We start from the raw sequence: 276 nt of genomic DNA on the forward strand, positions 1-276 counted from the left end.
ATATTATCTTGATATTGTTTTTGGACATCTTTATATCGTTCTTCTAATAGTTTTTTGTAATCTTCGGCGCGTTGAAGTTGTTCGGTTAAGGATTTTATTTTTATTTTATCAAATTTATCTTGGGGGTTAAGTTGGCTTATTTTTTTATTATAATCATCGCATTTGTTTTGGTATTCGTCAATTACTTTTTGTTCTTCATTTAAAAAACTTAATGAAATTTTCAAACTATTTTTTATTTTTTCAATTTTATTTTTTTCTTCTTCAGAAAGATCATTT

At 23.6% G+C, this 276-nt stretch carries 1 pseudogene; it reads right to left on the reverse strand.

The features are described 5' to 3' along the window. Positions 1–224, reverse strand: a pseudogene (locus RI68_RS02200) (hypothetical protein); the annotation flags it as partial. Positions 225–276: the final 52 nt, after the last annotated feature.

Source organism: Vaccinium witches'-broom phytoplasma str. VAC, assembly GCF_000309405.1.
GTDB lineage: Bacteria > Bacillota_I > Bacilli_A > Acholeplasmatales > Acholeplasmataceae > Phytoplasma.